The 22090-nt window shown below is 68.3% G+C and carries 16 protein-coding genes; 6 read left to right on the top strand and 10 right to left on the bottom strand.

The window, feature by feature from the left end:
* Positions 1-25: 25 nt before the first annotated feature.
* From INQ48_30280 to INQ48_30240, 9 genes are all read right to left on the bottom strand, one after another.
* Positions 26-847 carry a creatininase family protein gene (locus tag INQ48_30280; protein QRF57523.1) on the bottom strand — a complete coding sequence of 274 codons (822 nt, stop codon included), beginning with the start codon at positions 845-847 and terminating at the stop codon, positions 26-28.
* Positions 848-964: 117 nt separating this feature from the next.
* Complete coding sequence (locus tag INQ48_30275; protein ID QRF57522.1) at positions 965-2128, bottom strand: MFS transporter; 1164 nt, start codon at positions 2126-2128, stop codon at positions 965-967.
* A gap of 21 nt (positions 2129-2149) precedes the next feature.
* Complete coding sequence (locus INQ48_30270; GenBank protein ID QRF57521.1) at positions 2150-3775, bottom strand: MFS transporter; 1626 nt, start codon at positions 3773-3775, stop codon at positions 2150-2152.
* Positions 3776-3820: 45 nt separating this feature from the next.
* Complete coding sequence (locus INQ48_30265) at positions 3821-4591, bottom strand: amino acid ABC transporter permease (GenBank protein QRF57520.1); 771 nt, start codon at positions 4589-4591, stop codon at positions 3821-3823.
* Positions 4592-4682: 91 nt separating this feature from the next.
* On the bottom strand, positions 4683-5453 hold the full coding sequence (locus INQ48_30260; GenBank protein ID QRF57519.1) for a basic amino acid ABC transporter substrate-binding protein: 771 nt from the start codon (positions 5451-5453) through the stop codon (positions 4683-4685).
* Between the two features lie 87 nt (positions 5454-5540).
* A complete protein-coding gene (locus tag INQ48_30255; protein ID QRF57518.1) occupies positions 5541-6005 on the bottom strand; it encodes a hypothetical protein in 465 nt (154 codons plus the stop codon).
* Complete coding sequence (locus INQ48_30250; GenBank protein ID QRF57517.1) at positions 6002-8248, bottom strand: M23 family metallopeptidase; 2247 nt, start codon at positions 8246-8248, stop codon at positions 6002-6004. Before INQ48_30250 ends, INQ48_30255 begins: the two co-directional genes overlap by 4 nt.
* A 15-nt stretch (positions 8249-8263) precedes the next feature.
* Positions 8264-10717 carry a type VI secretion system tip protein VgrG gene (gene tssI / locus INQ48_30245; protein ID QRF57516.1) on the bottom strand — a complete coding sequence of 818 codons (2454 nt, stop codon included), beginning with the start codon at positions 10715-10717 and terminating at the stop codon, positions 8264-8266.
* A gap of 131 nt (positions 10718-10848) precedes the next feature.
* Positions 10849-11325, bottom strand: coding sequence for an Lrp/AsnC family transcriptional regulator (locus tag INQ48_30240; protein ID QRF57515.1), 477 nt, complete (start codon positions 11323-11325; stop codon positions 10849-10851).
* A gap of 178 nt (positions 11326-11503) precedes the next feature.
* Between INQ48_30240 and INQ48_30235 the strand changes: the two genes are divergently transcribed.
* The 6 genes from INQ48_30235 to INQ48_30210 all read left to right on the top strand — a co-directional run bounded on the left by INQ48_30235 (position 11504) and on the right by INQ48_30210 (position 21469).
* Positions 11504-11668, top strand: coding sequence for a hypothetical protein (locus INQ48_30235; protein ID QRF57514.1), 165 nt, complete (start codon positions 11504-11506; stop codon positions 11666-11668).
* Positions 11665-15267, top strand: coding sequence for an indolepyruvate ferredoxin oxidoreductase family protein (locus INQ48_30230; protein ID QRF57513.1), 3603 nt, complete (start codon positions 11665-11667; stop codon positions 15265-15267). Before INQ48_30235 ends, INQ48_30230 begins: the two co-directional genes overlap by 4 nt.
* Positions 15268-15598: 331 nt before the next feature.
* Complete coding sequence (gene yajC / locus INQ48_30225) at positions 15599-15931, top strand: preprotein translocase subunit YajC (GenBank protein QRF57512.1); 333 nt, start codon at positions 15599-15601, stop codon at positions 15929-15931.
* Positions 15932-16024: 93 nt separating this feature from the next.
* A complete protein-coding gene (gene secD / locus INQ48_30220; GenBank protein ID QRF57511.1) occupies positions 16025-17917 on the top strand; it encodes a protein translocase subunit SecD in 1893 nt (630 codons plus the stop codon).
* A gap of 12 nt (positions 17918-17929) precedes the next feature.
* Complete coding sequence (secF, locus tag INQ48_30215; protein QRF57510.1) at positions 17930-18883, top strand: protein translocase subunit SecF; 954 nt, start codon at positions 17930-17932, stop codon at positions 18881-18883.
* A 165-nt stretch (positions 18884-19048) separates the two neighbouring features.
* Positions 19049-21469 carry a DUF1631 domain-containing protein gene (locus INQ48_30210; GenBank protein ID QRF57509.1) on the top strand — a complete coding sequence of 807 codons (2421 nt, stop codon included), beginning with the start codon at positions 19049-19051 and terminating at the stop codon, positions 21467-21469.
* A gap of 13 nt (positions 21470-21482) precedes the next feature.
* On the opposite strand, the gene INQ48_30205 is transcribed toward INQ48_30210, so the two are convergent.
* Positions 21483-21998 carry a DUF494 domain-containing protein gene (locus tag INQ48_30205; protein ID QRF57508.1) on the bottom strand — a complete coding sequence of 172 codons (516 nt, stop codon included), beginning with the start codon at positions 21996-21998 and terminating at the stop codon, positions 21483-21485.
* Positions 21999-22090: the final 92 nt, after the last annotated feature.

Genomic DNA, 22090 nt, shown 5'->3' with positions numbered 1-22090 from the left:
CCGGAGGGCGTGGCGGGGCGCGAGCCTAGCGCCAGGCGGGCTCGTTGGCCAGGCGCGACAGCGGGAAGCGGTCGATCTCGTGCAGCAGGTCGACGAAGCGCCGACCCACGTGGTCGAGCACCGCGGCGCCCTTCTCGGCGGTGGCGCGGGTGGCGTCGCCGGCCGCGCCCATCGGGTTGATGTCGTGCATCTGCCAGCCGAGCTTGCCGCTGGGCGTGATCGAGAGGTACTTGTTCTCGGCCGCCAGGTCCTCGGTCATCGAGTGGAAGTTGCGGAACTGGTCGGCGCGCACGTAGTCGGGCGTGAGGTGCAGCATCACCGAGCTCTCGAGGTCGCCGGCGTGGATGCCGTGCTTGCCTTCGTGCGCGGTGAACAGGCCCTCGGGCAGGCCCAGCGTGTACCAGTTGGCGGCCACCACCATCATCCCGTGCGCTTCGCGCAGGTCGCGCGCCACGATGTCCATCACGCTCATCTGGCCGCCGTGGCTGTTGTAGAGCACCAGCTTGCGCACGCCGGCACGCGCCACGCAGGCGCCGATGTCAGTCCACATCGCGATCAGCGTGCTGGCCGAGACCGTGAGCGTGCCCGGGTAGCGCGAGTGCTCGTTGCTCTTGCCGTAGGGCACCGTGGGCAGGAACAGCACCGGCAGGTCGTCGGGCAGGTGGGGGAGCGTGGCGCGCACCATGCCGTCGATGGTGGCGGTGTCGGTCGACATCGGCAGGTGCGGACCGTGCTGCTCGGTGGCGCCCACCGGCAGCACGGCGATCAGCCGTTCGCGGTCGAGGCGGGAGAACTCTTCGCTGGTCAGGTCCGACCAGAAGCGGCTGCGCAGGGTGACCGGGTTCATCGGGGTGGTCTTCGTTCGTGGCGACGGCGCGGATGATGACCTAAATTATCCGAATGGTCAAAAAAAGTCGCGTCAGGGTTTTCCTTGGGCTGCCGCCCTGCGCTCGGGTCGTCGCGCTCAGGTCGTCGCGACCCCGGCCTTGCGCCACGGCCACGGCAGCAGCAGGCAGGCGCCGACCAGCGTCACGCCGCCGGCCAGCGCGCAGAACACCTCGACCGGGAAGCGCGGCACCACGCTGCCGAGCAGGAACGAGACCGAGAAGATGCCGAGGTTGAGCAGGCTCGCGTGATAGGAGTTGATGGTGCCGCGGTAACGCTCGGACAGCGCGCTGAGCCGCGCATGGTGCAGCGGCCCCGCGCAGCCGTAGCCGAAGGCCCAGGGCAGGCCGAGCAGCACCAGCTGCGTGGTCGAGCCCACCGGCAGCGCCAGGCCCAGCAGGCCCGCCGCCGCGGCCAGCGCCGCCAGTGGCAACGCGGCTTCGCCGAGCGCGCGCTGCAGCCGGCCGCTGGCCAGGTTGCCGGCGATCACGGCTAGGCCGAACAGGCCGGCGATCAGGCCGGTGTCGGTCGACGACAGCACCAGCTTGCGCGCCGCCACCTCGGCCACCACCGCGCCGAAGCCGGCAACCCAGCCCAGCCAGAGGTAGCTGACCGCGAGCCGCCGCCGCACGCCGGGCGTGCGCAGCGCCTGCGCATGGGTGGCGAAGAAGCCCGCGTGCGACGCGGCCGCGGGCACGCGCTGGACGAAGGCGCGCGTCACCGCGAGAAAGGCCAGCGCGGCCATCGCCGCGAGCGTGTAGTAGGCCGAGCGCCAGCCCGCGGTGTCGGTCAGCCAGCCCGCCACCACCGGCGTGAGCACGAAGGCCAGCATCAGGCCGACGAAGACATGGCTGAGCCGGCGGCCGATCTGCTCGGGCGGCGATTCGTCGGCCACCAGCGACAGCGCATTGGGCTGGATCAGACCCGCGCACAGCCCGGCCAGCGCAGACAGCACGATCGCCACCGCCAGGCTCGGCGCGCTCGGGAGCGCGGCACTGAGCAGCGCGAAGCCCAGCAGCCCGGCCTGCAGCGGCCGCCGGCGGCCCCAGCGGTCAGACAGCGGCCCGGCGATCAGCGCGAAGGCGCCGTAGGCGAGCCCATAGGCGGCCGGCAGGTAGGCGATGGCGCTCGAGCGCACGCCGAGGTCGGCGCTCATCGCGCCCATCATCGGGCCCGCCACCACCTCGGCCGAGCCGATGAGGAACAGGCAGCAGAACAGCGTGGCGACCTGGGTCGTCTTCATGGCGTCAGGGGGCTGCGTGGATCAGCGGCGCACGACGTAGCGCGTGACCACCGGCGGCGATTCGCCGAGGTGGAAGGCCAGCCGGCGCTCGCGCAGCGCCATGTCGGCGGCGGTCGCGCGATTGAAGCGGCGCAGGTGCTCGGTCCAGCTCTCGTCGACGATCTGCTCGACGTAGCGGCCCGGCTCGCCGATGTCGTGCAGCAGCTCCCAGCCGATCGCGCCCTGGCTCAGCCGCGCGCGGCGCGTCTGCTGCATCACCAGGTGGAAGGCCGCGGCGCGTGCCGGGTCGATGATGAACTCGACGTTGATCACCACGCGGCCGTTCTCCTGCGGCGCCTCGGACGGCGGCCCGGAGGCCCAGCCGGCCTTGGCGGGCGTGGTGTCGTCCTCGCCCGAGACATCGGTGACCCAGCGCAGCGCCGCCAGCATCAGCAGCGTGCCGGTGACCGAGGCCACGACCAGGCTCATCCGCAGGTCGGTGACCGTGGCCACCTGGCCCCACAGCGCGGCGCCGATCGCGCTCGCGCCCATGATCGCCATCTGATAGGTCGACATGCCGCGCGCGCGCACCCAGTCGGGCAGCGCGAGCTGGGCCGACACCGACAGCGAATTGGCCACCGTGATCCAGGCCATGCCGCCGAAGAACATCGCCGGCACCGCGACCCAGGCGTTGGGTGCGAAGGCCATCACCGCCGTGGCGGCCGACTGCAGCGCGGTGCCGCGCAGCACCAGCTGGTCGCGCCCCAGCGCCTGGCGCAGCCGCGGCAGGAACAGCACCGCCACGATCGCGCCCGAGCCCATGGCCGCCAGCAGCAGGGTGAAGGTGCCGGCACCGCCGCCCTGGAGGTTGCGTGCGAGGAGCGGCAGCAGCGCCAGCAGCGCCGTCGAATGGAAGAAGAAGATCGTGATGCGGCTGAGCACCGCGCGCATGCGCTGCGACTGCCAGACGAACTGCACGCCCACGCGCATCGCGCTGATCAGCCGCTCGCGGCCCAGCGGATTGGGCGTGTGCTCGCGGCGCCAGCGCAGCACCACGAAGCCCGAGGCCACCGACAGCACCGCGTTGAGCGCGAACACCCAGACGCTGCCCGCGCTCGCGATCAGCATGCCGGCCGTGAGCGGGCCGATGATGCGCGAGGCATTCATCGCGATGCCGTTGAGCCCGAGCGCGGCCGGCAACTGCGGGCGCGGCACCAGCTCGGGCACGATGGCCGAGAACACCGGCCAGCGCAGCGCCAGCCCGATGCCGTTGGCGAAGGTCAGCGCCAGCAGCAGCGGCGCGGTCATCATGTCGAGCGCGATCGCGGCGCACAGCACGATCGCCGTGCCCGCGAGCCAGAACTGCGTGGCCATCAGCCAGCGCCGGCGGTCGAGGATGTCGGCCAGCGCGCCGCTGGGCAGGCCGAGCAGGAACACCGGCAGCGTGGAGGCCGACTGCACCAGCGCGACCCAGATCGGCGAGGTGGTCAGCGAGGTCATCATCCACGCCGCCGCCACGTCGTTCATCCACATGCAGATGTTGGCGATCAGCCAGGTGCTCCACAGCATGCGGAACACCGGCAGCTTCAGCGGCTCGAGCGCGGCGAGCTTGGGCGGCTTCGGCCGCGCGGGCGGGATGGGTGTCTCTTCGGGCGATATCGGGGGCATGTGGGGCTATTGTCGCCGCGAGGCCCCGAGCCGGTCAGCCAGCGGTCAGCCGCGGTCGCTGCGCGCGAGCCGGTGCTCGAGCCGGCGCAGCAGCGTGGTCAGCACCAGCGTCATCACCCAGTAGATCACCGAGATCGCGAGATAGGGCTCCCAGTAGCGCGCATAGGCACCGGCCACGGTGCGCGCCGCGTAGGCCAGCTCGGCCAGGCCGATGGCGGAGACCAGGGAGGTGTCCTTGAGCAGCGCGATCGCGTTGTTGCCCAGCGGCGGCAACATGCGGCGGAAGGCCTGCGGCAGCACCACGTAGCGCATCACCTGCGCCGGGTTGAAGCCCAGCGAGCGGCCGGCGTCGAACTGGCCGCGCGAGATCGACTGGATGCCCGCGCGGAACACCTCGGAGATGTAGGCCGCCGAATTGAGCGTGAGCGCCACCACGCCCGAGATCAGCGCGCCGTGCTCCTGCTTGAGCGTGCGCGCGAGCTCGCCGTCGATCAGCAGGCCCGAGGTGGGGTGGATGAACACCGGCATCACCGCGAAGTGGATCAAGAGGATCTGCACGAACAGCGGCGTGCCGCGGAAGAAGCTCACGTACACCGTGGCCGGCCAGCGCAGGAAGAAGCGCGCCACCCAGGTCCAGGGTGCGTGCCGCGGCTGCGCGAGCCGCGCCAGCGCCAGGCACAAGCCCCAGCTCGCGCCCAGCAGCACGCAGACCACCGTCATGCGCAAGGTCATCCAGGCGCCCTGCCAGAACAGGTCCTTGTATTCGACCAGGATGTCCCAGCGGAACCATCCGAACAGCAACACCGGTTGTTCCATGGCGGCTTCCTTCAATGCAGAGAAACGAACGAAAAGAAAAACGAAACGGCCGCGAAGCGCGGCCGTGGGAGCAGAACGGGGGCCGTGCGGCTCAGCGCACGTTCGGGTCCTTGTTGAACCACTTCTTGTAGATCGTCACGTAGCTGCCGTCGGCGCGAATCGCCGCCAGGCCGGCCGTGAGCTTGTCGAGCAGCGCCTTGTCGCCCTTCTTCACCACGATGCCGAAGCCTTCCTCGGGGAAGGACTTGTCGTCGAGGGTCTTCAGCTCGGGGTTCTGCGACACGCGGTAGGCGATCACGCCGTTGTCGCCCATCGCCGCGTCGACGCCACCGCCGGCCAGCTCGGAGATGATCAGCGGCGTGCTCTCGAAGCGGCGGATGTTCGGGCTGGTCTTGCCGAACTCGCGCGACGCGATGTCGTCGGCCGTCGAGGCGCTCACCACCGCGATCTTCTTGCCCGTGAGGTCCTTGAGCGAGGCGACCGTGCTGTTCTTCGGCAGCGCGATCAGCTGGCGTGCCGCGAAGTACGGCGGCGTGAAGTCGTAGCTCTGCTTGCGCTTCTCGTTGATCGTCACGCCCGAGATCACGAGGTCGACGTCGCCGTTGTTGAGCGCGCCGAAGATGCCGGTGAACGGCGTGTTCACGATCTTGATCTTCAGGCCCTGCTGCTTCGCGATGGCGTTGATGATGTCGATGTCGAAACCGACGATCTGCTTGTCCTTGTTCTCGAACGCGAACGGCGCATAGGTGGCGCTGGAGGCCACGGTCAGTTCGCGGTTCTGCGCCTGGGCGGGCGCCAGGGCACCGAAAGCCATCACGGCAGCGGCAAAGCCAAGCGCCAGGGCGCGGCGGGTGGGGGTCATGCGGGGTCCTTGGGTGCGCGGGGGGGGGGGGCGGGGTTGGGGTGGGCGAGGATTTTAGGCTGGTGGCGCCTGGGGTGAGCGGCTCCTCTACTGTTCGGAGGCGGTGCAGGCTCTCCAACGACCACCTTCCGTTCCGACACGGCAAGCGTCGAGTTCGTACTTTTGCGATGGCTTTCTGTAGCTGAATCGCCGCGAAAAGCGAGAGTCGCCGGAACCCGACAGGACGACGATTCCGTAGCGCCCGTGCGAAGCGGTCGAACGGTCCACCCGGAAATTCGTCAAGGCGCCCAGGTCGCCGGAGAAGCAGTAACCGCCAGGACGCTTCAGGTAGAGCGTTGCCTGCAGATTCTTGGCGCCGATGTATTCGGTGGCGAGGTAGGCCAGTTCCTGCTGCGCGGAGATTCGGAGTCTGGTGATCTTCACCTCGCCGGGAGCGTCGAACGGGATGTCTTCTCTTCCCGGGAGCGAGGGAAAACATTCATCCGCGGCGCCTGCGAGGGCTGCGTGGCAGAAAAGAAGCCCGCTCAAGGCGAGGAGGTGGTGGTGAGTCATCTTTGCGGAGTGAAGTTGACCGAGATGGTCATCGAGTCGTTCGATGTCTGCGTGCCGACGACCCTGCGGGTGGAGCGACCGTTCACGACGCTGCTTTCCCTGTCGAACTCCATCTTCGGGAACGTGACCGTTTCCGTGGCCGTGCTCCGGGCGTGGCCGATATCGTCGAGCACGCGCGCGATGAAGATCGCGTGGACATGCCGATGGTCGTAGTGATTCCCTCCGCCATTGATCCACAGGCACAGCTTTCCGATGGAGTTTGTCGACCAGCCGGTATCGGCGATGCGCGAAAGATTGATGCTCGATGTCTTTCTCGGCTCCAGGTAGGTCTTGGAGACCCAGTAGAAGCCCGATGAGTTTCCGGCGTGGTAAGGATCGGTGGCGATCAATTCCAGATTGAACGAGTTGGCGGGGGGCGTGCCCAGCTTCGCGAAATCGGCATAGGCGTCGTACTTGTCCTTCCAGGTGATCTGGATGAGGCCTCGGCCGATGTAGGGTGCGTAGCGCGCGTGGTCCGCGCCTGCTTCGCGCGTCAGGCGCAGGTAGCCTGTTTCGGCCCAGACCTGGGCCAGAAGGTGCGTCATCCGCAGCGGGCTGTCCAGACCGAACTTCCTGGCCATGGCGTTGATCGCCACGCACCACGTGTCGACCCGTGTTCGGGCCGTGGCGAGAGGAATGCCCCCTGCGGGGGAAACCCGGGGGATGCACTGAACCATCTCCCCGCGGCTGAGCCATCCACATTTGCGCATGTGCGAGATGAAGGCGCGTGGATGGAAGTGCCAGACCGCATCGACATATTCGGTGGGCAGATCGTCGAAGCTGATGGCTTCGGCATGCGCTTTGAATTCGTCCCACTCCTTGCCGCTTTCCACCCGAAACTCCTCGTCCACTTTGAGCCACTCGTAGCGCTTGGCGATGGTTCGCCGATCCCATTCGGTCGGAAACCTGCAGATGGCACGAGAGAGCTTTTCGCGGATGTCGTGCTGGCCCAGTCGGCGCGCAAGCGCCTCGCGCTCGCGGATGCGCTCGGGTATCGAGGGGTCGCGCAGCAGGCTTTTCAGATGCGACGAGTCGCACCGCTGGTTGTCCTCGCTCGTGTCGTCGTCGAAACATTGCCAGCCGCGGTATCCAGGAAAGTCCGCATCGCTGAACTTGAAGGTGCCCGCGGCATTGAGATCGACCCAGACCGTGCCGTCCGCCGTGGGAATCTTCTGCCAGTTCGCCGCATGGGCGGGCAGCGCGTCAGGCCCCAGATTGCGTCCGAAGCGCAGAAGCTCGTACCACCCGCTCGGACTGCTGCCGACGCGAACCGCCGCCCCGAGGCTGTCATGCCGCGCACAGGCTTCGGTGTACAGGTCGTATTCGAAACCTTGGGCGATGTGGGCGCTGCCGATGGGCTCTCCGGCATGGGGGCCACTCGCGAGATAGCTTCGGTATGTGGTGTTGCCTCTCTGGTGAAGGATCTCCACCCATTGAGCCGTGCGCAAGGTGTCCGGAGGAAAGTGATCCGTGGCTGCGCTCGAGCCGCCTCTGGAAGCATTGCCTTCTCTCAGGTGCGAGGCGGGGAAGCTGCTCCGGGTCGGCGTTCCAGCCGGCAGGTAGATATGGATGCTTCCGAACACGCTGTCGATGCGGCCATCGGCAGTTGGCGCTCGCGATGGGTCGGTCCAGATGCATTCGCGTGCGCTGCCCAACAGCGTGCGCAGGTGAGTTGGGCTGAGGCAGATCTCGAAATGAAGGTGATCCTCGCGGCCCAGGATTCGCCCGGCAATACCGATGGGATCCTTGCGCCAGACGGAGCCTCCTTCCGTCACGGTGGCAGCGATGCCGCACAAGTGCATGTAGACGCTGTAGTAGGTCAGGCGCGTGGGCACATCGGCGGTTGCTCCGATCTCGGTGCTGTGGCGCAGGATGAGGATGCCGTTGTCGGTCCAGGCCGGCTCCAGTCCGTAGGGGTTGTAGTTCTGCGGATCGCCGGCTGTCGCGTTCGAAGTGCGCGGCTCGCGCTTGAAGATGACAGTGCCATCGGCGATGGCACGGACAGGCGCGGCGCGATTCTGGGCGTCTCGGGGCGCGCGCAGGTGCAAGCCGTTGTGCCAGGTCAGCGCGGTCGTCAACGGGTATGAGCCCAGTGGCGCACCGCCGGAACCGGGGGCGATGTCCGCGCCATCCGGCATGGCCGCGGCGACGAAAGCCTCGTTATCGGCAAGCGATTCGGGCAGGAACGGGGGGCTGATCAGCATGAGTGTTTTCGAGACTCAAGCCGACGGGGAAAAGCGGTGAGACGACCCGGAGTCTTTGCCGTGAAAGCGGCCTCGCGCGAACGTCGGGAAACTGGGCGGCCTCTGCATCGGCCCCACCTGTGCATGCAGCGCCGCATGTTCCTGCCAGGTGCCGGCCGTGCCATGCACGATCCCCTGCGCGCTCCATTCGGTGTAGCTGCCGCCGCCGATGATCACGACCTTCTTGCGGGCGCTGATGTGGAGCTCGCCGTCGATGCTCCGGATCCGCACGTCCTTGTGCGCGAGCAGCACCAGGTCGTCGGCATGGGCCTCGACGTCGATCGGGCCTTCGGCGGCGACGAAGCGGATGCCGTGCCGCTGCGTGAAGGCGCGGATGCCCTCGGCGGCGCTGGCGAGCCAGCGTCTGGCGCTGCTGAAACCGAGATGGCCGCGGCTCGTGAAGGCCGCGTGGGTCCTGGCGTGCAGGTGCAACGGGCCCGACGTGGAAGCCGCGATGCCGGCGGGGCTCGCGAGCACCAGGTGCGGCGCTTCCAGTTCGGGGAAAGGGGCGCCCGTGCCGACGATGGCTGCGTTCTGCTTCGCGAGCGCCTGCTGCACTTCGTCCTGGTCGGTGCCGGCGTCCTGCGCGCGGTGCAGCCGGGCGGCTTCCGCGAGCATGTCGTGCTGTTCCTGCGCTTCGGCCAGCCGCACCGAGGTCTCGCCCATGTCCAGCGCATGGTTCGCCGCGTTCGGCCGGGCTTCGGTGGTGATCAGCATCCCGCGCGCTGCCCGCAGCACCCCGTGCCCGTCGGTGCGCAACTCGAAGCCCTCGCCGCGCTCCTCCTTGCGCCCCGCATGGTCCTCGATGCGCGCGAAGCGCCCCAGGCTCAGCACGCTGCACTGGTGGTCGCTCTTGAGCTGCGCCTGGATCCGGTCGGGCGTGTCGTCGAGCACCAGATGGTTGCTGCGCCCCGCCGCGGCATTGCCGCCGCCCTCGGTCAGCTCGCGGCTCCTGAAGCCGCTGAGCGCGGCTTGACCCGGCAGCGCCCACGGCGGCAGGTTGTCCCGGTCGTGCACCCGCCCCGTGCAGATCGGCAGGTCGGCATCGCCGCCGATGAAGCTCACGATCACTTCCTGGCCGATGCGCGGCAGCCAGACGCCGCCGAGCTGGTTGCCGGCCCACGGCGCGCTCACGCGCAGCCAGCAGCTGCTGTGGGCGTCGTGCGCGCCCTCGCGGTCCCAGGGGAACTGCACCTTGATGCGGCCCAGGGCATCGGTCCAGAGGTTCTGGCCCGCGGGTCCGACGACTCTTGCCACCTGCGGGCCGACGGCCATGGGCTTGGGACGCACGAGCGCGGGGCGCAGCGGTTCGGCCAGCGGGTGGGCGGTGAAGTCGAGATTCACGCGCCAGTGTTCGCGGCGGTTGCTGTCGGCGCCGACCTCCTCGATCAGGAAGCGGGTGTCGAGCGCGAGGTATTCGGTGGTTTCGATTTCCTGGCGTGGGTGGCCGTGGAGACGGAAGGTGGTGCCCGGAGCCAGGCCTCGGATCGGGCCGCTGCCAATTGCGCGAACGGCTTCGGCGCGCAGGGCTTGCAGACGAAGCAGCGCCAGCTGGCGCCCCTCGGCGAACGGATCGTTCGCCGCCTCCTCGAATCCCCCGCGCCCGGCCCTCGGCTGCGCCCAGTGGCTGCCGCCCACCGAGTCATGCCAGCTGTAGACCTCGGCCTGTGAATCGCCACCCTGGCTGACGGAGAGGTCGGCCCGCGGCCGCATGTAGTCGTACTCCCGACTCGCATACCGCCCGCTGGCGATCCGGCGCACGGGCACGAAGCTGTGAACGTACTCCGCATCGAGCTTCCAGCCCGGCGGGTGGAAGTCCAGGGTGCGGTAGCGCCCGGCGGCGGGGTGAAAAGCCCCCGTCCCATCGCCAAGCACCAGCCGGTGCGCCCCGTCCGCATGCTCGAAGTAATAGCCGATGCCCCACTCCTGGCACAGCCGCTCGAAGAAAGCGAAGTCGCTCTCGTTGAACTGGGTCTGATAGTCGCGCGGCGGATAGTGCTCGGCCAGGCGCCAGCAGACGGGGAAGGGATAGCGCGCGAGCAGGGCCTCGAGGATCTGGACGACCGTCAGGTCCTGGAAGATCCTGCAGTCGGTGCGCAGCGCGGCCAAGTGCAGCCAGGGCCGCAATGTCAGCAGGTACTGCGCGTGGCGGCCCGCCTCGCCCAGAAAGGCGGCCTCGGTGACGAGCGCGTTGATCTCGCGCATGCCGTCCATCCCGTCGTCGAGCGCGATGCGGCAATGGATCTCGCGGCCGATGAAGGCATCGAGATCGAGGTCCGCGTCATCGGGCGACTCGAGCAGCAGCTCATAACAAAACAGCGCATTGAGCCCCTCGCGGCCCGACAGCCGCACGGCCCGCAGCGCGGGCTGTCCATCGACGAGGGGAAGCGCCGGTCCAAGGACCGACAGCGTGCGCGGCAGATTCGACATCGGCGTGACCTCCAGGGAAACGAGGTCGCGCAGTGTGCAAGCGCCTTCGCGTTGGCACTGCAAACAATGGTCATCCCCGCAAGCGAGCGCTCACAAAAGCGCCGCAGGGCGGAGAAATGTCATGGCCGCCGCTACTTCGCCAGGTGCCCCAGCGGCAGCGCGCTGCTCGCCTTCACCTCGCCGAGCGAGAAGCTGGTGTGCAGGTCCTTCACGTTCGGCAGGTTCATCAGGTGCTGCCGCGCGAAGGCGGAGAAACCGTCGAGGTCGCGCGCCACCACCTGCAGCTCGAAGGTGCCGGTGCCGCTGATGTAGTGGCAGGCGACGACCTCGGGCATCTTGCGGATGGCGTCCTCGAGCTTGCGGGTCGCTTCGTTGGTGACGCGCTCGGTGTCGACGCGCACGAAAGCGAGCACGCCCAGCCCGATCTTGTGCCGGTCGATCTCGGCGCGGTAGCCCTTGATGAAGCCGGCCTCTTCCAGCGCACGCACGCGGCGCCAGCAGGGCGCGGCCGACAGGCCCACGCGCTGCGCAAGCTCGGCGTTGGTAAGGCGGCCATCGGTCTGCAGTTCTTGCAGGATGGCAAGGTCGAACTTGTCAATGCTTTCCATAAGGCCCGATGTTAAGCAATCTTCTTTCTGGAAGTGGCTTTTTGGGGGCATGGAAAGCAAACACCTGTCGCGGACCCCGGCATACACTTTGCGTGATCATGGGCTCGCGCCCGACCGGGCACAGACCCGCACCTATCAGCCAGGCCCACAAGGCCCTGCCACCACGGAGACGACAGACATGAATGCCCCGCTGCCCGAGCACATCCGCCGCGCGCTAGAAACCGTCACGCTCGACGACAACCCGCAACGCGGGTTGCGCCGAAGGCACAAGTACGGCGCGGACGGCGTAGCCGGACGCACTGGATTTGGCGGCGAGCATGTTTGCGAAGGGAGTACCGTATGAACGCCCCGCTGCCCGAGCACATCCGCCGCGCGCTCGAAACCGTCACGCTCGACGACAAATACAGCCTCGACTACGGGCGCGCATTCATGAGCGGGGTCCAGGCCCTGGTCAAGCTGCCGATGCTGCAGCGCCTGCGCGACAAGCAGGTCGGCAAGAACACCGCCGGCTTCATCAGCGGCTACCGCGGCTCGCCGCTCGGCGGCTACGACCAGGCGCTGTGGAAGGCCAGCAAGTTCCTCAAGGAACAGAACATCGTCTTCCAGCCCGGCGTGAACGAGGAGCTCGCGGCCACCGCGCTGTGGGGCACGCAGCAGCTGGGCTTCTCGCCGCAGGGCACCAACAAGTTCGACGGCGTCTTCGGCATCTGGTACGGCAAGGGCCCGGGCGTGGACCGCTGCTCCGACGTCTTCAAGCACGCCAACATGGCGGGCACCACCGCCTGGGGCGGCGTGATCGCGGTGGCCGGCGACGACCACATCTCCAAGAGCTCGACCGCGGCGCACCAGAGCGACCACATCTTCAAGGCCTGCGGCACGCCGGTGTTCTTCCCGGCCAACGTGCAGGAAATCCTCGACCTGGGCATCCACGCCTTCGCGCTGAGCCGCTTCTCGGGCGTGTGGTCGGGCATGAAGACGATCCAGGAGATCGTCGAGTCGAGCGCCACGGCCATGATCGACCCCGAGCGCGTCGACATCGTGATCCCGACCGATTTCGAGATGCCGCCCGGCGGCCTGCACATCCGCTGGCCCGACCATGCGCTGGAGCAGGAAGCCCGGCTCATGCACTACAAGTGGTATGCCGCGCTGGCCTACATCCGCGCCAACCGCCTCAACCACAACGTGATCGAGGGCCCGAACGACCGCTTCGGCATCATGGCCAGCGGCAAGGCCTACAACGACACCCGCCAGGCCCTGATCGACCTGGGCCTGGACGACGCGGCCTGCCGCCAGCTCGGCATCCGCCTGCACAAGGTGGGCGTGGTGTGGCCGCTCGAGGCGCAGCTCACGCGCGAGTTCGCCACCGGCCTGCAGGAGATCCTGGTGGTCGAGGAGAAGCGCCAGGTCATCGAATACCAGCTCAAGGAAGAGCTCTACAACTGGCGCTCCGACGTGCGACCCAACGTGGTCGGCAAGTTCGACGAGGGCGAGGTGCACGCGGCCGAGGGCTACTCGGGCGGCGAATGGTCGATGCCCAACCCGACCGCCCACACGCTGCTGCGCGCCAACGCCGACCTGAACCCGGCGCTGATCGCCAAGGCGATCGCCGGGCGCCTCAAGAAGACGGGCGTGCTGCCCGCCGGCTCCGACATGGCGGCGCGCATCGACGCGCAGCTCGCGATCCTCGAGGCCAAGGAACGCTCGATGCAGGTGATCCAGGCCGAGGGCGTGAAGGACGCGCGCCAGCCCTGGTTCTGCTCGGGCTGCCCGCACAACACCAGCACCGTGGTGCCCGAGGGCTCGCGTGCCATGGGCGGCATCGGCTGCCACTTCATGGCGACCTGGATGGACCGCTCCACCATCGGCTTCACGCAGATGGGCGGCGAGGGCGTGCCGTGGGTGGGCCAGCAGCCGTTCACGACCGACCAGCACATCTTCGCCAACCTCGGCGACGGCACCTACTTCCACAGCGGCCTGCTGGCGATCCGCCAGAGCATCGCGGCCGGCGTGAACATCACCTACAAGATCCTCTACAACGACGCGGTCGCGATGACCGGCGGCCAGACCGTGGGCGAGCGCCCCGAGGGCCACTCGGTGCTGCAGATCGCCGAGAGCCTGCATGCCGAGGGCGCCAAGAAGGTCGTGATCGTGACCGACGAGCCCGAGAAGTACGAGGGCGTCAGCATCCCGGGCGACCACGTGCAGGTCAAGCACCGCGACCTGCTCGACGAGATCCAGCGCGAGTTCCGCGCGATGCCCGGCACCACGGCCATCATTTACGACCAGACCTGCGCCACCGAAAAGCGCCGCCGCCGCAAGCGGGGCACGGCCGTCGATCCGGCCAAGCGCGTGGTCATCAACGAACTGGTCTGCGAGGGCTGCGGCGACTGCGGCGTGCAGAGCAACTGCCTGAGCGTGGAGCCGCTGGAGACCGAGTTCGGCCGCAAGCGCGCGATCAACCAGAGCACCTGCAACAAGGACATGAGCTGCCTCAAGGGCTTCTGCCCGAGCTTCGTCAGCGTCGAGGGCGGCCAGCTCAAGAAGAAGGCGAAGAACAAGGCGGCCACGCCGGCCGAGTTCGGCCTGCTGCCCGAGCCCGCGATCCCGTCGCTGGCCGGCGGCAAGGTCTGGGGCGTGGTGGTGGCCGGCGTCGGCGGCACCGGCGTGATCACCATCGGCCAGCTGCTGGGCATGGCCGCGCACATCGAGGCCAAGGGCATCGTCACGCAGGACGCGGCCGGGCTGGCGCAAAAGGGCGGCGCCACCTGGAGCCACGTGCTGATCGGCGACACCCAGGGCGACATCCGCACCACCCGCGTGGGCACGGCGGCGGCCGACCTGATCCTGGCCTGCGACCCGCTCGTGTCGGTGAACGGCGAGACCATGGCGCGCATGCGCGAGGGCCGCACCCACGTGGCGCTCAACACGCACAGCACGCCCACGGCGGCCTTCGTGCGCAATGCCAACTGGCAGAACCCCGAGGACGCCTGTGCCGCCGAGATCGCGCGCGCCGTGGGCGCCGATGGCGTGGGCGCCTTCGATGCCGACGCGGCCGCGACCGCGCTCATGGGCGACACCATCTACGTCAACCCGATGATCCTGGGCTACGCCTGGCAGAAGGGCTGGATCCCGCTGGCGCACGAGTCGCTGATGCGCGCGATCGAGCTCAACGCCGTGGCGATCGAGAACAACAAGGCCGCCTTCGAATGGGGCCGCCAGGCCGCCGTGCGGCCCGACGAGCTGCAAAAGCGCGTGCGCCCCGGCCAGGTGATCGAGTTCAAGAAGCGCGAGAGCGTCGACAGCCTGGTGGCGCGCCGCGTCGAGTTCCTGACCGGCTACCAGAACGCGGCCTATGCCGACGAGTACCGCCGCTTCGTCGCCAAGGTGCAGCAGGCCGAGACCAGCCTGACCGGCAAGAGCTCGCTGACGGAGGCGGTCGCGCGCTACCTGTTCAAGCTCATGGCCTACAAGGACGAGTACGAGGTCGCGCGGCTGCACACCGACCGCGCCTTCCTCGAGCGCATCGAGGGCATGTTCGAGGGCGACTTCAAGCTCAACTACCACCTCGCGCCGCCGCTGATCGCGAAGAAGAACGCCAAGGGCCAATTGCTCAAGCAGAAGTTCGGCCCCTCGATGCTGACGGGCTTCAGGCTGCTGGCCAAGCTCAAGGGCCTGCGCGGCACCGCCTTCGACGTCTTCGGCCGCACCGAGGAACGCAAGACCGAGCGCGCGCTGATCGGCGAGTACCGCGCGAGCATCGACGAGGTGATCGGCGCGCTGCGCGCCGACAATCATGCGCTGGCACTCGAGATCGCCACGCTGCCCGAGCAGATCCGCGGCTACGGCCACGTGAAGGAGCGCAACCTCGACGCCGCGCGCATCCGCTGGAACGAGCTGCTGGCCAAGTGGCGCCAGCCCCGCGCCGAACGCGCCGCGGCCTGAGCGCGCGCCCGGCCGCGCCGGCGCCGGGCCCGCGGGCCTGGCGCCGAAACCGTGCTGTCACAGGCACGGCTTAGGATCGATGCTATTCAAAGCATAGCAATCCAGGAGCGCCTCTCCCCCTTCGAATGCCCACCGCCTCGCGCCGGATAAGCGCGTGGGGCGGCGCGTCGCCACGAATACAATGCCCGGTGCTGTGCGCGGCCCAGCCCGCCGAGCTTCGATTTGGGGCCCGTGCCCGTCGGCCCTTGGCCCCTTGAAGGCCCGGGTGCCGCCAGACCCCGAGCCCGGCTCGCGCCGGCGCCCTTACCTCTTCCCTCTGTTGGAGACTTCCTTGTTCATTTCTACCGCTTTCGCCCAGACCGCCGCTCCCGCTGCCGGAGGTGGCGACATGATGTCCTCGCTGGGCAGCATGCTCCCCCTGGTGCTCATGTTCGTGGTGCTGTATTTCGTCATGATCCGCCCGCAGATGAAGCGCCAGAAGGAAGCCCGCGCCATGATCGAGGCGCTGGTCAAGGGCGACGAAGTCGCCACCGCCGGCGGCGTGCTCGGCAAGATCACCTCGGTCGGCGACCAGTACCTGGGCCTCGAGATCGCCAACGGCGTCGAGATCAAGGTGCAGCGCAGCGCGGTGGTGCAGGTGCTGCCCAAGGGCGCCGTCAAATAAGAAAGAAAAGCGTGGCCCGGTCTTGCGCTTCGTTGCCGCGGACCTCAAGTCACGCCGTGTCCCGTTCCCGCCGTCTCTGAAAAGCGCGATCTCATGAACCGTTACCCGGTCTGGAAGTACGCGATCATCGTGATCGTGCTGCTCGTGGGGCTGATCTATGCCCTGCCCAATTTCTTCGGCGAGGCACCTGCGGTGCAGGTCTCGTCGGCCAAGTCGACCGTCAAGGTCGACGCCGCCACCCAGACCCGCGTCGAGGAGGCCCTGAAGGCGGGCAGCCTCGTGCCCGATCTGATCACGCTCGACGGCGGTTCGCTGCGCGCGCGCTTCGGCAGCCCCGACGAGCAGCTCAAGGCGCGCGACCTGATCCAGCACGCGCTGGTGCCCGACGCCGCCGACCCGCCCTACACGGTGGCGCTGAACCTGGTGTCGCGCTCGCCCAAGTGGCTCACCGCGCTGCACGCCTTCCCGATGTACCTGGGGCTCGACCTGCGCGGCGGCGTCGACTTCCTCCTGCAGGTCGACATGAAGGGCGCCATCGACAAGAAGGCCGAGTCCTTCGCGAGCGACCTGCGCACCAACTTCCGCTCGAAGGACATCCGCGGCACCCAGGTGAGCCGCAACGGCCAGGCCGTCGAGGTGAGCTTCCGCGACGCCGCGGCGCTGGAAAAGGCCAGGCAGCTGATCCAGGACCAGTTCCCCGACCTCACGACCACCGACGGTCCGGACGGCAGCAACTGGCGCCTCGTCGCCACCATCAAGCCCGAGGCCGCGCGCCGCCTGCAGGACGCCGCGCTCAAGCAGAACATCACCACGCTGCACAACCGGATCAACGAACTCGGCGTGGCCGAGCCGGTGATCCAGCAGCAGGGCATCGACCGCATCGTCGTGCAGCTGCCGGGCGTGCAGGACACCGCCAAGGCCAAGGAAATCCTCGGCCGCACCGCGACCCTCGAGATGCGCCTGGTCGACGAATCGTCCGAAGGCCGCGCGGCCGAGCTCAGCGGCGGACCGGTGCCCTTCGGCTCCGAGAAGTTCTTCGATCGCTCGGGCCGCCCGGTGATCGTCAAGAAGCAGGTGCTGGTCACCGGCGAGAACCTCACCGACGCGCAGCCCGGCTTCGACCAGCAGAGCAACCAGCCCAAGGTCGACCTGACGATGGATGCCAAGGGCGGCAACATCATGCGCGACGTCAGCCGCGAGAACTACAAGAAGCGCATGGCGATGATGATCTTCGAGAAGGGCAAGGGCGAAGTGCTCACGGCTCCCTCGATCAACGGCGAGCTGGGCAACCGCTTCCAGGTCTCGGGCTCGATGAGCGTGACCGAGGCCAACGACCTCGCGCTGCTGCTGCGCGCCGGCTCGCTGGCCGCGCCGATGGAGATCATCCAGGAACGCACCATCGGCCCGACGCTGGGCGCCGACAACATCGACAAGGGCATCAAGTCCGTGATGTACGGCTTCCTGGCGATCATGGTCTTCATGTGCGTGTACTACGCGCTGTTCGGCCTGTTCTCGTCGATCGCGCTGGCGGTCAACCTGCTGCTGCTGGTGGCGCTGCTGTCGATGATCCAGGCCACGCTCACGCTGCCCGGCATCGCGGCCATGGCGCTCGCGATCGGCGTGGCGATCGACTCCAACGTGCTGATCAACGAGCGCGTGCGCGAGGAGCTGCGCAACGGCGCCTCGCCGCAGGCGGCGATCCATGCCGGCTACGACCGCGCCTGGGGCACCATCCTCGACTCCAACGTGACCACGCTGATCGCGGGCATCGCGCTGCTGGCCTTCGGCTCCGGCCCGGTGCGCGGCTTCGCGGTGGTGCACTGCCTGGGCATCGTGACCTCGATGTTCTCGGCCGTGTTCTTCTCGCGCGGCATCGTGAACTTCTGGTACGGCGGCAAGAAGAAGCTCAAGAGCGTGTCGATCGGCACCGTCTGGCGCCCCAAGACCGATAGCGCCGACGGCACGTCCGTGGCCCAAGCCAAGTAAGGAAAGAAGGCCATGGAGTTCTTCCGCATCCACCGCACCATCCCGTTCATGCGCCATGCCCTGGTGCTGAACATCATCTCCTTCGCGACCTTCGCGCTGGCGGTGTTCTTCCTGATGCACCGCGGCCTGCACCTGTCGGTCGAGTTCACCGGCGGCACCGTGATGGAGGTGGCCTATTCGCAGCCCGCCGACGTCGGCAAGATCCGCGACGCCGTGAGCAAGCTCGGCTACCAGGAAGTGCTGGTGCAGAACTACGGCAGCTCGCGCGACGTGCAGATCCGCCTGCCGGCGCGCCAGGGCATGAGCGCCGAACAGCAGAGCGTGCCGGTGATGGCCGCGCTCAAGGCCATCGACCCTTCCGCCACGCAGCGCGGCATCGAGTTCGTCGGCCCGCAGGTGGGCGAGGAGCTCACCACCAACGGCCTGAAGGCACTGGGCATGGTGGTGGTCGGGATCATGATCTACCTGGCGTTCCGCTTCGAATGGAAGTTCGCGCTCGCCACCGTGCTGGCCAACCTGCACGACGTGGTGATCATCCTGGGCTTCTTCGCCTTCTTCCAGTGGGAGTTCTCGCTCGCGGTGCTGGCGGCGGTGCTGGCGGTGCTGGGCTACTCGGTGAACGAATCGGTCGTGATCTTCGACCGGATCCGCGAGAACTTCCGGCGCTACCGGAAGATGACCACCACCGAGATCATCGACAACGCGATCACCTCGACCATCAGCCGGACCATCATCACCCACGGCTCCACGCAGCTCGTGGTGCTCTCGATGTTCTTCTTCGGCGGTCCGACGCTGCACTACTTCGCGCTGGCGCTCACCATCGGCATCTGCTTCGGCATCTATTCGTCGTGCTTCGTGGCGGCCGCCATCGCGATGTGGCTCGGCATCAAGCGCGAGGACCTGATCAAGGGCCCGGTCAAGCGCGACGGCGATCCGGACGATCCGAACGCCGGCGCGGTGGTCTGAAGCGGCGCCGCTGCGGCGTGCGCTGGGCAAGGTAAAGTCGGGCCCGTCCCTCGCCGCGAGGCGCCCATGCAACGCGACCGGGCGCGCACCCTTGTGCGGATGCGCTTCCCGATGCAAGCTCGCGTCTGTCGGGTGAAACCGGTACCTGCCCCCTGATCTTCCTCAATGAGCATCGCGCGATCAGCCTCGTCCCTGCAGCTCGCTCGCGAGACGCGTGAGCGTTTCGTGCTGGCGACGGAAGGCGCCATCGTTCCGCTGGCCCGCGCCATCCGCGACCGCCTGACCCAGCTGGCTTCCGAGGTCGGCAGCGCGCGCGCCATGCAGGAGAACCGCGACGATTTCGTGGCCTTCCAGGGCCATGCCTCGCAATGGGTGTCGCTCGCGCAGACCGGCTGGCGCAAGGCGCTCGGCGAGAGCGGCGCCAGCGGCTTCCACAGCTCGACCTCGCACACGCAGATGCTGCGGCTCGAGCTGATCGGCGACGAGGTGGTGGAAAGCAACATCCTGTCCTCGCGCCTGGCGCAGAGGATCCACGACCGCGCGAGCTTCGAGCTCAGCGACCTGCGGCTGCGCATCCAGCACCTCGAGGGCACGAGCGAGCTCGACGGCAAGGACGTGCTCAAGCCCGAGACCCTGGCCAAGCTGCTGGTCGAGCAATGGCTGGCCGCCGGCCTGAGCCGCCAGCTCTGGACCCGCGTGCAGGACACGGTGCAGGCGCAGCTGGTCGACGTGATCGCCAAGGCCTACGAGGACGCCAACGCCCACCTGGTCGCCAACGGCGTGATGCCCGAGATCGACCTCAAGAGCTTCGTGCGGCGCACCGGCGGCGCTACGGCGGCATCGGGCGGCGCGACCGGGCCGGGCGCGCCTGGAGCATCGGCCGCATCGGCCGCAACGGCCGCATCGGGTGCATCGGGTGTTTGGCAAGCCGGCGGCCCCGCGGCGCCGGGCGGCACGGTGCCGGCGACGGCCTCCGTGCCCGGCGCGTTCCAGCGCGGCGGCGGCGTGCCCTCGGGCGGTTCGCCGCTCGCCACGGCGCGCCAGCGCGCGCAGACCGCGCTGCTGAACCTCAAGCGCTTCGTCACCGGCCGCATCGGCGGCGACACGGGCCACAGCACGCAGCCGGCCTCGTCGATCGGCGTCGACGGCCGCGGCAGCGCGGGCGGCGCCGACTTCGGCGCGCCGCGGCCCTTCTCGCGCACCTTCGCGGGCGCCATCGCCGATGCCGAGGCCGCCTATCGCGCGGCCGCCACCCAGTACCTCGAGGCGCCGGGCGAGCAGGCCACGCTGATCCAGCAGAGCGCGGACCTGCGCCGCCGCAGCACCGAGCTCAAGAAGCGCGCGCCGACCACCGCCGACAAGGCCACGGTCGAGATCGTCGCGCTGATGTTCCAGGCCATCCTGGCCGAGGAGCGCATTCCGTTCTCGGCGCGCGTGTGGTTCGCGCGGCTGCAGATGCCGGTGCTGCGCGTGGCCATCGCCGAGCCCGAGTTCTTCGGCACCTTGCAGCATCCCGCGCGCATGCTGATCGACCGCATGGGCTCGTGCGTGATGGGCTTCGACGCGGCCGCGATCTCGGGCAGCGCGCTCGAGAACGAGATCAAGCGCGTGGTGCAAGTGATCGAGCAGTACCCCGAGACCGGGCAGCGCGTCTTCAAGCTGGTGTTCGACGAATTCGTCGCCTTCCTCAACCGCTACCTCACGCAGAGCGACACCGCGCAGCGCGTGATGAGCGTGGCGCAGCAGGTCGAGCAGAAGGAGACGATGGCGATCCAGTACACCATCGAGTTGCGCAAGATGCTCAACGACATGCCGGTGCGCGACGAGATCCGCGAATTCCTGTTCAAGGTCTGGGCCGAGGTGCTGGCGATCGCCGCGCTGCGCTACGGCGGCCAGGACGAGCAGACCGTGACGCTCAAGCGCGCGGCGTCGGAACTGGTGTGGGCCGCGAGCGCCAAGCCCAGCCGCACCGACCGCGCGCGCGTGATCCAGGACCTGCCGCAACTGCTGCAGCGGCTGCGCCAGGGCATGGCGCTGCTGGGCATCGTCGACGAGCCGCAGGAGGCCTACATCAAGACCATCGGCGCGACGCTCTCCGATGCCTTCATGCTCAAGACCGAGGCCATTCCGCAGGCCAAGATCGAGGCCATGGCCGAGCGGCTCGCGCACCTCGAGGACTTCGTGAGCGACAGCGGCGGCGATGCCGAGCTGCCGCTCGATGCCACCAACATCGAGCTGCTGCTGGGCGTGGACGCGAGCGCCATCGAGGTGGTGGCCGACACGCCGGGCGCGCGCGCGAACGAGGACATGCTGGCCTGGGCCAACGAGCTGCAGGTGGGCACCTGGTTCATGCTCGACCACAACGACCGCGTGAGCCAGGTCCAGTTCGTCTGGCGCAGCGATCGCAAGCAGCTGCACCTGTTCGCCTCGGCCGACGGGCGCAGCTTCCTGATCCAGGCCGGGCGGCTCGCGTCCTATCTGCAGGCCGGGCTGCTGACGCCGGCCGAGGAAGAAACGCTGACGGTGCGCGCCACGCGCGAGGCGCTCGCGAAGCTCGACGCGAATCCCGAGCGCTTGTTGAACTGAGGCGCCGAAAGGCTCAGTGCGCGAGCCGGCCTTCGTGGCTCTCGCAGAGCTCGTCGAGCACCAGCGCATCGGGCTCGATACCGGTGCTCCAGTGCACCATCAGCACGATGATCTTGAGCTCGTCGAGCGCCACCGGCGCGCCGGGCGCGGCCATCGCGCGCTCGACCACGATCTCGCGCATGTCGCAAGGCAGCACGTTCGAGCCTTCGAGGAACTGGATGAAGCCCAGGCATTCGGCGCCCAGGTGCTCCTGCTCGGATTGCGAGTACACGCGCATCGAATCGGGTGACTGCGGCATCGTGGCCTCGGTGGCGCGGCGAGGCGCGACGGTGACGCTGCCCTCCTCGTCGTTGCGCGTGAGCTGCACGCCCTGCGTGGCGAGGCTCAGGCCATCGAGCCATTGCAAGGCATCGCGTATCTCCTCGGCCTCGAAGCCGTGGGCGCTGAGCTTGCGGCTCAATTGTTCGGGTTCAGGGCAGGCATCGCTGCGCCAGTAGTTTTCGTAGACGAACACGAGCACTTCGAACATGGGCCCAATATAGCCCACGACGATGGATGCGGCGCGACGCGTGGTGCAAATGCAAGGATCGGCGTAAACACCGATGGCCGCTCGCGAGGCCG

It is taken from the genome of Variovorax paradoxus, assembly GCA_016806145.1.
Classification (GTDB): Bacteria; Pseudomonadota; Gammaproteobacteria; order Burkholderiales; family Burkholderiaceae_C; genus Variovorax.
Note: the sequence above shows the minus strand (reverse complement) of the source record. Positions and strands in the feature narration are given on the sequence as shown.

What these genes read in the sequence shown, in the direction of transcription:
- INQ48_30280 (QRF57523.1), bottom strand. Translation starts at nt 847, where the DNA reads ATGAACCCGGTCACCCTGCGCAGCCGCTTCTGGTCGGACCTGACCAGC.
- INQ48_30205 (QRF57508.1), bottom strand. Translation starts at nt 21,998, where the DNA reads ATGTTCGAAGTGCTCGTGTTCGTCTACGAAAACTACTGGCGCAGCGAT.
- INQ48_30230 (QRF57513.1), top strand. Translation starts at nt 11,665, where the DNA reads ATGAACGCCCCGCTGCCCGAGCACATCCGCCGCGCGCTCGAAACCGTC.
- INQ48_30260 (QRF57519.1), bottom strand. Translation starts at nt 5,453, where the DNA reads ATGACCCCCACCCGCCGCGCCCTGGCGCTTGGCTTTGCCGCTGCCGTG.
- INQ48_30235 (QRF57514.1), top strand. Translation starts at nt 11,504, where the DNA reads ATGAATGCCCCGCTGCCCGAGCACATCCGCCGCGCGCTAGAAACCGTC.
- INQ48_30275 (QRF57522.1), bottom strand. Translation starts at nt 2,128, where the DNA reads ATGAAGACGACCCAGGTCGCCACGCTGTTCTGCTGCCTGTTCCTCATC.
- INQ48_30270 (QRF57521.1), bottom strand. Translation starts at nt 3,775, where the DNA reads ATGCCCCCGATATCGCCCGAAGAGACACCCATCCCGCCCGCGCGGCCG.
- secF (QRF57510.1), top strand. Translation starts at nt 17,930, where the DNA reads ATGGAGTTCTTCCGCATCCACCGCACCATCCCGTTCATGCGCCATGCC.
- tssI (QRF57516.1), bottom strand. Translation starts at nt 10,717, where the DNA reads ATGTCGAATCTGCCGCGCACGCTGTCGGTCCTTGGACCGGCGCTTCCC.
- secD (QRF57511.1), top strand. Translation starts at nt 16,025, where the DNA reads ATGAACCGTTACCCGGTCTGGAAGTACGCGATCATCGTGATCGTGCTG.
- INQ48_30240 (QRF57515.1), bottom strand. Translation starts at nt 11,325, where the DNA reads ATGGAAAGCATTGACAAGTTCGACCTTGCCATCCTGCAAGAACTGCAG.
- INQ48_30250 (QRF57517.1), bottom strand. Translation starts at nt 8,248, where the DNA reads ATGCTGATCAGCCCCCCGTTCCTGCCCGAATCGCTTGCCGATAACGAG.
- INQ48_30210 (QRF57509.1), top strand. Translation starts at nt 19,049, where the DNA reads ATGAGCATCGCGCGATCAGCCTCGTCCCTGCAGCTCGCTCGCGAGACG.
- INQ48_30255 (QRF57518.1), bottom strand. Translation starts at nt 6,005, where the DNA reads ATGACTCACCACCACCTCCTCGCCTTGAGCGGGCTTCTTTTCTGCCAC.
- INQ48_30265 (QRF57520.1), bottom strand. Translation starts at nt 4,591, where the DNA reads ATGGAACAACCGGTGTTGCTGTTCGGATGGTTCCGCTGGGACATCCTG.